Genomic DNA, 12,476 nt, shown 5'->3' with positions numbered 1-12,476 from the left:
TGCGGCAGGCGTCAGCCGAGGATATCGAACTGGTCGAAGTAGGCCGGATTCAGCTCCAGCCCCAGCCCCGGCAGGTTGTCGTCAAGCTGCAGGTAGCCGTTGTCCGGCGCCGGGTCACCCTTGAAGATGTAGTAGAACAGCTCGTTGCCGACCTCGACATCATGCACCGGGAAGTACTCGGCCATCGGCGACGCGGTCGACGCCATGGTCAGGTGGTAATTGTGCATCTGGCCGGCGTGCGGGATCACCGGCACCGACCAGGCCTCGGCCATGGCGTTGATCTTCTGCGCCGCGGTGATGCCGCCGACACGGTTGGTGTCGTACTGGATCACGTCGACCGCGCGGCGCTCCAGCAGGTCCTTGAAGCCGTACGAAGTGAACTCGTGCTCGCCGCCGGAGATCGGAAACGGGCTCGCCTTCTTCAGCTCGACATAGCCTTCGATATCGTCGGCGATCACTGGCTCTTCCAGCCAGCGGGGATTGAACTCCGCCAGGCGCGGCAGCATGCGGCGCGCGTACTCCAGCGTCCAGCCCATGTAGCACTCCAGCATGATGTCGACGCCGTCGCCGACCAGCTCGCGCAGCAACCGCACCTGCTCGAGGTTTTTCTGCATGCCTGCGGGACCGTCCTTGGGCCCGTAGCCGAAGCGCATCTTCATCGCGGTAAAGCCCTGGTCAAGGTAGCCTTGCGCTTCGGCCAGGAAGGCATCGCGGTCATCGTTGTTGTAGAGCTTGGAGGCATAGCACCAGATCTTTTCCTTGGTGCGCCCGCCCAGCAGCTTGAACACCGGCTTGCCGACGGCCTTGCCCATCAGGTCCCACAGCGCGATATCCACCGCCGAGATCGCCGCCATGCCGATGCCCTTGCGGCCCCAGGCATGAGTGCGGCGATACATCTTCTGCCACAGGTATTCGTTGTCGAACGGATCCTGGCCCAGCACCACCGGGGCCAGGTACTGGTCGACGATCTGCTTGGCCACGCGCGGCGCGAGCGCGCAGTTGCCGATGCCGACCAGGCCGCTATCGGTCTCGATCTCGACCACCATCCAGCCGTGGAAGCGGAACGAGCCCATGGCGTCGCCGCGCTCGAACAGGATGTCGGTGGCGTTGGTGCAGAAGTGCGCCTGCGGCGGCACGGTCTTGCCCTTCCATTCGAAGACGCGGGCGCGGACGTTGGTGATCTTCATGTTCAGCTCCTGATGGCAATGCGTTGGCGCGAACGCGCCCCGGCCGCGCCGGGGGGCGGTCATGCTGGGTTCCGGTAGGGATGGAGGGTGGCTAGGCTTGCGCGGCGGCGCGCCGTTGCGCACCCATGCGGCAGGCGATCTGGAACGCCTGCAGCGTGGCGCCGGGATCGGCGCGGCCCTGCTGCGTGATGTCGAACGCGGTGCCGTGCGCGGGCGTGGTGATCGGCACCGGCAGTCCGCCCTGCACCGTCACGCCGCGCGAGAAGCCCATCAGCTTGATGCCGATCTGGCCCTGGTCGTGGTACATGGTGACGATGGCGTCGAACTGGCGCTGCGACGGCCCGCCCTGCACCTTCAGGAAGATGGTGTCGGCCGGGAACGGGCCGTCCGCCTTGACGCCGCGCTCGCGCGCCGCAGCCACCGCGGGTGCGATCACCTCGATCTCTTCGCGGCCGAAGGCACCGTTGTCGCCGTTGTGGGGGTTCAGGCCGCACACCGCGATGCGCGGGCTGGCCATGCCGGCGCGGCGCAGCGCCTGGTCGATGAGGTCGATCGCACCGCCGACGCGCTCAGGCGTGATCATCGCCGGCACGTCCTTGAGCGCCACGTGCGAAGTCACGCGCGAGGTCCACAGCCCGTCCAGCACGTTGAACTCGCAGAAATCGCCGTGGTAGCCGAGCTGCTCGGCGAACCAGTGCAGCTCGTCGCTGTGCGCCATGCCGGCGGCGTGCAGCGAACTCTTGTTCAGCGGCCCGAACACGATCGCATCGGCCTGTCCGGCCTGCGCCAGCTCCAGTGCCAACGCCAGCGTGCCCAGGCTGTAGCGCCCGCCTTCGGCACTGGCCACGCCACGCGCATACACCGGGTTTTCGGGCAACTGCCAGTGGTACAGGCGCGGCTGGCCGTCGGTGGCGAACGCCGGCACATCGGTCTCGGCCACTGCCAGTTCAACCCCGGCGACCTGCATGCCGTGGCGCCATTCGGTGCGGTCAGCGATCAGCAGGATCTCGGCCTGCGCGGCGGTGCCGGCATCGGCCAGCAGCCTGGCGATCAGTTCGGGACCGATGCCGGCGGGGTCGCCCAGCACCATGGCGATTCTTGGACGGGAATGCATGAGGCTTCCGAAAAAATTATTGGTCGAGCTTGACGCCGAGTTCGGCGATCAGCTTGCCGTAGCGCGCATATTCGGCGCGCGAGAACGCATCGAACTGCGACGCGGTCAGCGTGCCGGGCACCGCGCCCACATCGGCCAGCCGGCGCACGGTGTCGGGGTCCTTGATCACCGTGGACAGCGCGGCACCCAGCTTCTGCAGCGTCGCGGGCGGCGTGCCGGCCGGCGCATAGACACCGTACCACGCACTCATCTGGATGCCCGGCACGCCGGCTTCGGCCAGCGTGGGCACGTTGGGCAGCAGCGCCGAGCGCTGGTCGGCGGTCACCGCCAGCGCGCGCAGCTTGCCGGCCTTGATATGGCTGATGACCGACGGCATGGTCTCGAAGCTCAGGTCCACCTGCCCGCCCATCAGGTCCACCAGCGCACTGCTGCTGCTCTTGTACGGCACATGCAGCAGCTTGCCCTTGATCTGGCGCGCAAAGGCCGCGCCGGCGAGGTGCTGGGTGCTGCCGACCCCCGACGAGCTGTAGCGGAACTTGTCCGGACTCGCCTGGATCTGCGCCACCAGCGCCTTGACGTCGCGCGCCGTCACCTGGTTGTTGACCACCAGCACATTGGGCACGGTCGACACCAGCGCCACCGGCGCCAGGTCCTTGAGCGGATCGAACTGCAGCTTGAGCAGGTGCGGCGCGATCGCCTGCGAGGTGACCACGCCCATCAGCAGCGTATTGCCGTCCGCCGGCGCCTTGGCGGTGATGTCCGCGGCAATGGTGTTGGACGCGCCGGGGCGATTGTCCACCACCACCGGCTGCTTCAGCTGCGCGGCGAGCTTGTCGGAGACGATACGCGCCATCACGTCGGTGCCGCCGCCAGGGGCGGCGCCCACCATCAGCCGCACCGGCCGCGGGTCCTGGGCCCATGCCGCGCCCGTTGCCGCGGCCACCGTGGCGAGGCCGGCGAGTGCGCCGGCGATCCATGTCTTCATTGCTGTCTCCGTCGTTTGCTGTCCGGCTCTGCGGCGCGGATGGCCAGACTATAGGAGCATCAGTGATTCGCCACTACTGATGTTTTTTGAACTGGCGATCACCTGGCGTTATACCTTGGCCTGCGTCGCACCGGCGCCGCGCGGACCCGCTTTCAGGATAGCGACCAGCTGCCGCGCCGCGGCCGACAGGCCGCCGCCGCGCCGCATGACGATGCCGAAGGTCTGCTGGCGTGACTGCAGCCGCACCGGCAGGATGCGCAACATCTTCTGGCGCTCGAACATGGCCGCCACGCCCGCCGGCAGCAGCGATACCAGGCGGGGATCGCCCTGCAGCATCGCCACCGTGACGAACGCCGACGAGGTCGACACCGCATTGGCCGGGAAGCCCATGCCGGCCAGGTCCAGTTCGCGCTGCAGCAGCGCGTGCATCGGCATATGGCCGGCATACGTGATCCAGCGATATCCCGCGAGGTCGGCAAACCCCATCGCGGCGGTGCGCGGCGCCGGGTGCGAGCGCCCCACCACCACCGCCACCTGCTCGTCGCCAAGCGCGTGGTAGTGGTAGCGGGCCGGCTCGTCGCTGACCAGCGAGCGGCCGATCACCAGGTCCAGGTGGCCGTCATCGAGCAGTTCCAGCAGGCGGCGACTGGTGTCCTCGATGACTTCGAGCGCCAGCTCCGGGTGCGCCTGGCGCAACTGCGCCAGCGCCGGCACCAGCACCTCGGGCACCGCTCCCATGATGGTGCCGACCGCGACCCTGCCGCCGCTGCCGGCGCGGATGCCGGCCACCTCGTCGCACATCGCGCCCAGGTCCGCCACCAGCTGGCGCGCGTGCCGGATTACGCAGTGGCCGAAGGCGTTGGGGCGCATGCCGCGCCGCGAGCGCTCGAACAACGGTGCCTCCAGCATGCTTTCCAGCTCCTGCAGCGACTTGCTCGCCGCCGACTGGGTCATCGCCATGGCCGCGGCCGCCTGGTGCAGCGAGGCGTGTTCGTCCAGCGCGATCAGCAGTTGCAGCTGCTTGACGCGCAAACGGCCCATGACGGTCTCGAGGGTGGATTTCATGACATGTCGGTGAGTCGCAAAAGCGATCACCAGATGGAAAGGTTTCAATATACAGCCCGCCGGGGGGCTCGTATATTGGCCCGACCTTTTGACCGACAGCCCGGAGCGAGACCATGACCCGCAGCCCAACCCCCACCGTCTACCGCGGCGTATTCCCGGTGGCGCCCACCATCTTCGACGCGCACGGCGGGCTCGACCTGGACGGCCAGCGCCGCTGCATCGACTTCATGATCGATGCCGGCTCGCACGGCCTGTGCATCCTGGCCAATTTCTCCGAACAGTTCGTGCTGAGCGACGACGAGCGCAACGTGCTGATGCAGACCGTGCTGGAACACGTCGACGGCCGCGTGCCGGTGATCGTCACCACCACGCATTTCAGCTCGCGCCTGTGCGCCGAGCGCAGCCGCGCGGCGCAGGATGCGGGCGCGGCCATGGTGATGGTGATGCCGCCCTACCACGGCGCCACCATCCGCATGCCCGAGCGCAGCATCTACGAGTTCTTCGCCACGGTCTCCGACGCCATCGAGATTCCCATCATGATCCAGGACGCACCGGTCAGCGGCACCACGCTGAGCGCGCCGTTCCTGGCGCGCATGGCGCGCGAGATCGGCAATGTGTCGTACTTCAAGATCGAGGTGCCGCAGGCCGCGGCCAAGCTGCGCGAGCTGATCGAACTGGGCGGCGACGCCATCGTCGGCCCCTGGGACGGCGAAGAGGCCATCACGCTGATGGCCGACCTGGAAGCGGGCGCCACCGGCGCCATGACCGGCGCGGGCTTTCCCGACGGTATCCGCCAGATCCTCGATGCCTGGCAGGCCGGCGACGCCGAACTCGCCGCGCTGCGCTACCAGCAGTGGCTGCCGCTGATCAACTACGAAAACCGCCAGGGCTGGCTGGCCACCAGCAAGGTGCTGATGCAGGAAGGCGGCGTGATCGCGTCGGATGCGGTGCGCCACCCGCTGCAGCCGATGCACCCGGCCACGCGCGAAGGGCTGATGCGGATCGCGCGACGGCTGGATCCGATGGTGTTGCGGTGGGGGCGGTGAGCGGTCTGGGCAATGTGCCGGCGCTTCGCATCGAGGGGCGCTGGCCCTCTCCCCCGGCCCCTCTCCCGCACGCGGGAGAGGGGAGCAAACCGCCAGCGTACGAAAGCACCACTGGCCCTAAAACTCGCGGCTGCGTGCTCCCTCTCCCGCTTGCGGGAGAGGGTTGGGGAGAGGGCCGGAGCCTCCACGAAGTCACCGCGCATGCCGTGCCATCGCCCGTCCTGAACCCACGCCCGACAACGCCTTCAAGAACCCGACCATGACCCTCACCGGCAACCTCCTGATCGGCCGCCGAACCCCGCGCGGCACCCACGGCACCCTCCACGCCATCGACGCCGCCACCGGCGCCATCTTGGAACCCGCCTTCGGCGGCGCCGCGCCCGAGCAGCTCGGGCACGCCTGCGCCCTCGCCTGGCAGGCGTTCGACACCTACCGCGAGACCGCGCCCGAGCGCCGCGCCGATTTCCTCGAAGCCATCGCCGCCAACATCCTGGCGCTGGGCGATGCGCTGGTCGACCGCTGCGTCGCCGAATCCGGCCTGCCGCGCGCCCGCATCGAAGGCGAGCGCGGCCGCACCGTGGGCCAGTTGCGGCTGTTTGCCAACCTGCTGCGCCAGGGCGATTTCCTTGAACTGCGCGTGGACCCGGCCCAGCCCGAGCGCCAGCCGCTGCCGCGCCCCGACCTGCGCCTGCGCCAGATCCCGCTGGGCCCGGTGGCGGTATTCGGCGCCAGCAATTTCCCGCTGGCCTTCTCGGTCGCCGGCGGCGATACGGCGTCGGCGCTGGCCGCCGGCTGCCCCGTCATCGTCAAGGCCCATCCCGCGCATCCCGGCACGTCCGAGCTGGTCGGGCGCGCCATCCAGCAAGCCGTGGCCGGCCTGGACCTGCCCGAAGGCACGTTCTCGCTGCTGTTCGACGCCGGCCTGGAAATCGGCCAGGGCCTGGTGCGCGATGCGCGCATCAAGGCGGTGGGCTTCACCGGCTCGCGCGCGGGCGGCATGGCGCTGATGGCACTGGCCGCGGCGCGGCCGGAGCCCATCCCCGTGTTTGCCGAGATGAGCAGCATCAACCCGGTGCTGCTGTTCCCGCAAGCGCTGGCCAGGCGCGCCGAAGCCATTGGCGCCGCCTTCGCCGATTCGCTGACGCTGGGCGCCGGGCAGTTCTGCACCAATCCCGGCCTGGTGCTGGCGCTGGCGGGGAACGACCTCGACCGCTTCCTGCAGGCCGCCTCGGCACGGCTGGCCACGCTGCCCGCGGCGACCATGCTGACCCCCGGCATCCATCGCGCCTATTGCGCCGGGGTCGCGTCGCTGGCCGGCCACGCACAGGTACAGGCCGTCGCGCGTGGCCCCGCGGGATCGGCCACGCAGGGACAGGCCGCGCTGTTCGCCACCGACGCCGCGGCCTTCCTCGCCGATCCGGCGCTGCGCCACGAAGTCTTCGGCGCGGCCGCGCTGGTGGTGCGCTGCCGCGACCTCGCTGAGCTGCGTGGCGTCATCGATACCCTGGAAGGCCAGCTGACCGCCGCGCTGCATCTCGACGACGCCGACCACGACGCCGCCCGCGCGTTCCTGCCCGCGCTGGAACGGCTGGCGGGGCGCATCCTGGTCAACGGCTTCGGCACCGGCGTGGAAGTCGGCCATGCGATGGTGCATGGCGGGCCGTGGCCGGCCACTTCCGACGGCCGCAGCACCTCGGTCGGCAGCCTGGCCATCGCGCGCTTCGTGCGCCCGGTCAGCTACCAGGACATGCCTGCCGCCCTGCTGCCCGCCTCGCTGCGCCCGGACAGCCCGCAACGCCACCACTGGCGCGTCGACGGCAAGCTTCCGGACAGCGCCGGCTGAACTGGCGCGCTAGCGTGACAGCGCCCGCAACGCATCGATCAGCAGGCTCATCGATGCGGTCGGCGGGCGGCCGCGCCGCGTGACGATGCCATACGGCCCCAGCTTGCGCGGCAACGGCAGCGGCAGCACCGCCAGCGCGCCCAGCCGGCCATAGTAGGCCGCGACCGATTCCGGCAACACCGCGATCAGTTCGCTGTCCGCCAGCAACGAGGTGGTCATCAGCACCGCCGCGGTCTCGATGGTCGACGGGGGCGCCGGCACGCCCGCATCCTCGAAGGAGCGGTCGATCAGCGCGCGCATCGGGCTGGGGCGCGGCTGCATGATCCACGGGTAGCGCGTCAGCTCCGCGAACGACAGCTTGCGCCGCCGCGCCAGCGTATGCTGCGGCCCGACCACGATCGCCAGGCCCTCGTCGCCCAGCTGCTCGAACTCCAGCCCGCTGCTGTCCCAGCCATCCGGCACCCGTCCCAGCACCAGGTCGAGCTGGTCGCGCTCCAGCTGCGGCATCAGCACGTCGCTGGTCTCGACGTGCACCGCCACCTCCAGCCGCGGATGGTCGCGGTTCAGTTGCCGGATCACATCGGCAAGCAGCCCCGGCGTCGGCGCCATCACCGCGCCGACGCGCACGCGGCCGATCTTGCCCGATTCCAGCGCCACCAGTTCGTCGCGCAGGCCGCCCATGTCGGCAAACACCAGCCGCGCATAGCGCGTCGCCGCCAGCCCGAAGCGCGTCGGCCGCAGCCCGCGCGCATGGCGCTCGAACAACGGCACGCCGAGCAGGTCTTCCATGTCCTGCAGCATCTTGCTGACCGCGGGCTGCGTCAGCGTCAGGGCCTCGGCCGCCTGGCGCAGCGAGCCACGCTCTTCCACGGCCAGCAGCAGGCGCAGGTGCTGCATCTTGAGGCGGCCGTGGAGGGTGCTGACGGGTGGGATCATGGGTGTGGGGAAAGACGTAGGCAGCGGAGGAGCCACCGCGATCGGGAATTCTTGTCGCTTCGGACGGGCCGGTCAAGCCGCGCACACCGGGGAAACCGGGGAAACCGTGCCGCAGCGTGCTGCACAAACCCGCACCCCTCTTCGTTCCCGCGGACGCGGATATCCAGTCTCTTCAAAAGGGCGCCGGCAGGCCTTCCGCACGGCGCGTCAAAGGTACAATGCGCCGTGGCCCGCACCCGGCGGGCGTGACCCCGTCATTCTACAAACCTCTTCCAGCAACAGGACATCTGCCATGCGCGACCCCAGCCGTGCGTTCCTGCTTGGTCCGCTGCTCAAGGGCGTCTCGCGTTCGTTTTATCTGACGCTGCGCGTGCTGCCCGCCGGCATGCGCGATCCGGTCGGGCTGGCTTACCTGCTGGCGCGAGCCGCCGATACGATTGCCGATACTTCTCTGATTGCGCCGCCAAGGCGGCTGGAGCTGCTGCTGTCGTTGCGTGCCCGGGTCAATGGTGCGTCGGCGGACGCAGCGCTGGCCGACAGCGTTGTCATGGAAGTGGCGGCGCGGCAGGAGAAGTCGGATGAGCGCGTCCTGCTGGAATCGCTGGGGCCTGCGCTGACGGTGCTGTCGCAATTGAGTCCCGCCGACCGGCCCGCCGTACGTCAGATCGTCTCGACGCTGACCGAAGGCATGGAGTTCGACCTGCGCACCTTCCCCGACGAGCATGCCGGCCGCATCGCAGCACTGCGCGATGCGCAGGCGCTTGACCGTTACACCTACCTGGTCGCCGGCTGCGTGGGCGAGTTCTGGACCCGCATGGCGGCCGCGCACATGCCCGGCGCGATGGGTGACACCGACACCATGCTGCGCCGCGGGGTCCGCTTCGGCAAAGCCCTGCAGATGACCAATGTGCTGCGCGATTGCGGCAAGGACCTGCGCATCGGCCGCTGCTACCTGCCGGAGACGATGCTGGCGCGGCACGGTCTGCAGCCGCAGGACCTGCAGCGCCCGGACGCCTCCATGCTCGCGCGCCCGCTGATGTTCGAGCTGGTGCGCATCACGCTGGAACACTTCGAGCAAGCGCTGGCCTATACGCTGGCCATCCCGGCGCGCTTCGTCAGGCTGCGGCTGGCCTGCCTGTGGCCGGTGCTGATCGGCATGGAGACCCTGAAGCGCCTGGTGCGCAATGACGCCTGGCTCGACCCCGCCAGGGCGTCGCGGCTGCCGCGCGGCCAGGTCTACCGGATGCTGGCGTGTTCGCTGCCGGCGGTGCTGTCGAACCGGCTGTTGCGCTTCTGGTTTGCACGCCAGCAGCGCGCGATTGCCGCCATCATCCGCTGAGGCGGGCGGCCACGGCCGGTGCCGCCCCGGCGGGACGACCTTAGTCCGACTGGTACTTCGGCGAGCGCGGCCCATACAGCAGGCCGCCGGGCTGGCCCGCTGCCAGCAGCCGGTAGCTGGTGCTGCCGGCAACGGTATAGCTGGCGTCCATGGTGTGGTTCATCGCCTGCGTGATGGCTGCACTGATCAGCATGCCGATCAGCCCGCCGCCGCTGCCGGAGCTGTCGGTGGCAGCCACCGCGGTGCCGGACCACAGGACGTCGCCGTTCCTCAGGTCGACCAGCTTGGCGTTGGCCGCCACCCGGGTCACGCTGCTGAGGATCTGGTAGCGGGAGCCATACTCGGTCACGGTGACGTACAGCGCGGCGTCCGCGCCGAAGATCTCGTGCAGCTTGGCCAGCGGCACGGCATGGATGTCGTCCGGCACCGTCAGGCCGTTCTGCCGGAAGGTTTCGTCGACCACGGCCACGGGCAGCACGTAGTAGCCCGATTCCGCCAGCGGGAAGGTGGCTTGCGACAGCATGGCATAGGTGGCCTTGATGTCCGGCGAGGTATTCTGCGGTGGCAATACCACGATCGAGCGCGGCCGGCTGGCCTTGAAGGCGGCGTAATCCACCTGCTTGGTGGGCACGGCACAGCCGGCGAACAGCATGGCGATGGCCACGCCCGCGACATAGGTGAGGAGTCGGCGCATCATTGGGCGCTCCCTGCGGTGCTGGCGCTGCCCGCGGCCTTGCCTGCGGTGGCGCCGGTGCTGATCTCGGTGCGGGTGTCGCCCTTCACGTTCCTGAGCAGGAAATCCATGTAAGGCGCCGATTCCAAAAACAGCGTCTTTTCGGTCTGGAATTCCTTGATCATCTGCTCGCCCTTGCCGACGTTCAGGTACAGCAGGCCAAGCTGGGCGTGATAGCCCGGCGGCACCGAGCCGCTCTGCGCCTGGATCTTCTGCAGGCCGCTTTCCAGCGCCGTGATCTGCGCTTCCCTGGATTCGCCCTTGAAATACTCGTACACCTGCGTCTGATAGCCCTCCCACTGGTACATGGGCTTGGGCGCGGCGCAGCCGGCAAGCAGGATGCTGCCGGCGGCCGACAATAATGCTGCGCGATGCAGCATGACCGTGTTCATCATTGTTGTTCTCGTTGCGTTGGACCTGGCGCCGGGACCGGCGCTTATTGCTGGGCCGGCTTCCAGGCGCCCGTCTCGATGGCGCTGACCAGGTTGTTCACGGCCTCCCGCATGGCCAGGTCCATGACCTTGCCGTTGAGCGTCGAGTCATAGCTGGCCGTGCCGCCAAACCCGATCACCTCGCGGTTCGACAGCTTGTATTCGCCCGCGCCTTGCGTGGCATACACGACTTCCGAGGTGTTGATGTTGACGATGTTGAGATTGACCTTGGCATAGGCCACCTGCTCGCGGCCGCGGCCGAGGATGCCGAACAGCTGCACGTCGCCGACTTCCTTGCGGCCGAACTCGGTGATGTCGCCGGTCACCACATAGTCGGCGCCCTTGAGGCGTTGGGCCTGGTTCTTGATCGCCGCCTCGCGCTTGATTTCGGCCAGGTTCTCGCGCTCCAGCACATTGAAGCGATTGGTCTGCTGCAGGTGGGTGACCAGGCTGGTCTTGGCCTGTCCGCTCAGGCGGTCGATGCCGTCCGAGAACACGCCGCGCATGTAGTTGGAACGGTTGTCGAACTTGCCGACGGCAATCGGCGTGCGCACGCCCTGGTAGGGCCGGCTGGCGCTTTCCACCTTCTGCACCGGCAAGGCGGTCGAGGTCTCGGTGGCACAGCCCGCCAGCAGCAGCGCGGCGGCCGCGCCGAGCAGGCAGCACGATTTCATGGTCTTCACTTGGTTTTCTCCCTGTTGTGATTGCGCGGACGGCATGGTCCGGGCGCGCCAGCGACCCGCGGCGCGCCATGCTACACCGTGTCCTGCCAGGCAAGATCAATCCGGATCAACAGGCTGGCGCGGCGGGGTACACGGATCGCTGTCCTGTCTTACGGCAGGAACTGGCAGATCCTTAGCCGCGCCAGCCAAGACGCCGTGCGGAGCAAACAGCCGGCGCCCGCCTACACCACAATCCGCGTGCGCATGATCTCCGCTTTCAGCCACGCGCCCACCACACCGGTATTGGCCTCGGCATTCCACACCAGGTCGAGCCCCGCGGTCCACTCCGTAAACGGATAAGCCGCCAGCCGCAACTCGACCAGCTCGCCTGACGCCAGTTCAGCGGCAATCAGCCGTCGCGGCACCATGGACCAGCCGATGCCCTGGCGCAGCAGGTCGATCAGCGCCACCTGGCTCTGCAAGTGCCACCGCTTTGGGCATTTGAGGTACTCGCTGGTCTGCAGGTGCGCGACCTGCGCGGGCAGCAATAGCTGGAGGTGGTCCGCAAGCTGGGCAAAGCGGATGCCGTCCATGCGCGCCAGCGGGTGGTCGCGGTGCGCCACGTTCATCAGGGTGACATGGCCCAGCCGGCAAAAGCCGATATGGGCAGGGTAGTTGGGCCGGGTGCTGCCCAGTCCGAATTCGGCCTCGCCGTCGAGCACCATCTCGAGCACGCTCTTCGTGCACGGCTGCAGCAGATTCAGCCTGACACCCGGATAGCGCGCCGGCAGGCGCGCCAGCACCGGCGCCAGCATCGCCAGCGGCACCGCGTCTTCCACCGCCAGCGCCAGCTGCGTCTGCGCTACGCCGGACAGCGCGCCGGCACGTTCCTTCAGGCTTTCGCAGCGCGAAAGGATGGCCTCCGCCTCGTCCAGCAACGCTTCGCCCGCCGGCGTCAGCACCGGATAGCGGCCGCTGCGGTCGAACAGCATCACACCCAGGTCCACCTCCAGGTCGCCGATGGCCGTGCTGATGGCCGACTGCGCCCTGCCCAGCCGGCGCGCCGTTGCCGAGAAAGACTTCTCGCGCGCCGCGGCGACGAAGACCGCGACATTGTCAAAGGAAAGTTCCATTC

Annotated in this window: 12 protein-coding genes; 3 read left to right on the top strand and 9 right to left on the bottom strand. The window is 68.7% G+C overall.

Going from position 1 to position 12,476, the window contains the following annotated elements:
* Nucleotides 1-11: 11 nt before the first annotated feature.
* From CBM2586_RS17835 to CBM2586_RS17820, 4 genes are all read right to left on the bottom strand, one after another.
* Complete coding sequence (locus tag CBM2586_RS17835) at nt 12-1,187, bottom strand: L-rhamnonate dehydratase (protein ID WP_115665711.1); 1,176 nt, start codon at nt 1,185-1,187, stop codon at nt 12-14.
* 91 nt (nt 1,188-1,278) lie between these two features.
* Nucleotides 1,279-2,301: a 4-hydroxythreonine-4-phosphate dehydrogenase PdxA gene (locus tag CBM2586_RS17830; protein WP_115688964.1), complete on the bottom strand. Its 1,023-nt coding sequence runs from the start codon at nt 2,299-2,301 to the stop codon at nt 1,279-1,281.
* A 16-nt stretch (nt 2,302-2,317) separates the two neighbouring features.
* Nucleotides 2,318-3,286 carry a Bug family tripartite tricarboxylate transporter substrate binding protein gene (locus tag CBM2586_RS17825; RefSeq protein ID WP_115665713.1) on the bottom strand — a complete coding sequence of 323 codons (969 nt, stop codon included), beginning with the start codon at nt 3,284-3,286 and terminating at the stop codon, nt 2,318-2,320.
* A 108-nt stretch (nt 3,287-3,394) separates the two neighbouring features.
* Nucleotides 3,395-4,351 carry a LysR family transcriptional regulator gene (locus tag CBM2586_RS17820; protein ID WP_115688962.1) on the bottom strand — a complete coding sequence of 319 codons (957 nt, stop codon included), beginning with the start codon at nt 4,349-4,351 and terminating at the stop codon, nt 3,395-3,397.
* Between the two features lie 113 nt (nt 4,352-4,464).
* Between CBM2586_RS17820 and CBM2586_RS17815 the strand changes: the two genes are divergently transcribed.
* Nucleotides 4,465-5,397 carry a dihydrodipicolinate synthase family protein gene (locus CBM2586_RS17815; RefSeq protein WP_115665715.1) on the top strand — a complete coding sequence of 311 codons (933 nt, stop codon included), beginning with the start codon at nt 4,465-4,467 and terminating at the stop codon, nt 5,395-5,397.
* A 259-nt stretch (nt 5,398-5,656) separates the two neighbouring features.
* Nucleotides 5,657-7,240, top strand: a complete 1,584-nt coding sequence (locus CBM2586_RS17810; RefSeq protein ID WP_115665716.1) for an aldehyde dehydrogenase (NADP(+)) — start codon at nt 5,657-5,659, stop codon at nt 7,238-7,240.
* A 9-nt stretch (nt 7,241-7,249) separates the two neighbouring features.
* Here CBM2586_RS17810 and CBM2586_RS17805 read toward each other — a convergent pair whose 3' ends face one another.
* Nucleotides 7,250-8,176, bottom strand: a complete 927-nt coding sequence (locus tag CBM2586_RS17805; protein WP_115665717.1) for a LysR family transcriptional regulator — start codon at nt 8,174-8,176, stop codon at nt 7,250-7,252.
* A 292-nt stretch (nt 8,177-8,468) separates the two neighbouring features.
* Between CBM2586_RS17805 and CBM2586_RS17800 the strand changes: the two genes are divergently transcribed.
* Complete coding sequence (locus CBM2586_RS17800) at nt 8,469-9,515, top strand: phytoene/squalene synthase family protein (protein ID WP_115665718.1); 1,047 nt, start codon at nt 8,469-8,471, stop codon at nt 9,513-9,515.
* A gap of 40 nt (nt 9,516-9,555) precedes the next feature.
* Here the strand turns inward: CBM2586_RS17800 and CBM2586_RS17795 are convergent, their stop codons facing one another.
* The 4 genes from CBM2586_RS17795 to CBM2586_RS32425 form a co-directional block, all read right to left on the bottom strand.
* Nucleotides 9,556-10,212: a DUF799 domain-containing protein gene (locus CBM2586_RS17795; RefSeq protein ID WP_115665719.1), complete on the bottom strand. Its 657-nt coding sequence runs from the start codon at nt 10,210-10,212 to the stop codon at nt 9,556-9,558.
* Nucleotides 10,209-10,643, bottom strand: a complete 435-nt coding sequence (locus CBM2586_RS17790; RefSeq protein ID WP_115688960.1) for a DUF4810 domain-containing protein — start codon at nt 10,641-10,643, stop codon at nt 10,209-10,211. Before CBM2586_RS17790 ends, CBM2586_RS17795 begins: the two co-directional genes overlap by 4 nt.
* Nucleotides 10,644-10,684: 41 nt before the next feature.
* Nucleotides 10,685-11,353, bottom strand: a complete 669-nt coding sequence (locus CBM2586_RS17785; RefSeq protein ID WP_115666512.1) for a CsgG/HfaB family protein — start codon at nt 11,351-11,353, stop codon at nt 10,685-10,687.
* 230 nt (nt 11,354-11,583) lie between these two features.
* A complete protein-coding gene (locus CBM2586_RS32425; RefSeq protein WP_115665721.1) occupies nt 11,584-12,474 on the bottom strand; it encodes a LysR family transcriptional regulator in 891 nt (296 codons plus the stop codon).
* Nucleotides 12,475-12,476: the final 2 nt, after the last annotated feature.

This window comes from Cupriavidus taiwanensis, from assembly GCF_900250115.1.
Lineage (GTDB): Bacteria > Pseudomonadota > Gammaproteobacteria > Burkholderiales > Burkholderiaceae > Cupriavidus > Cupriavidus taiwanensis_B.
Note: the sequence above shows the minus strand (reverse complement) of the source record. Positions and strands in the feature narration are given on the sequence as shown.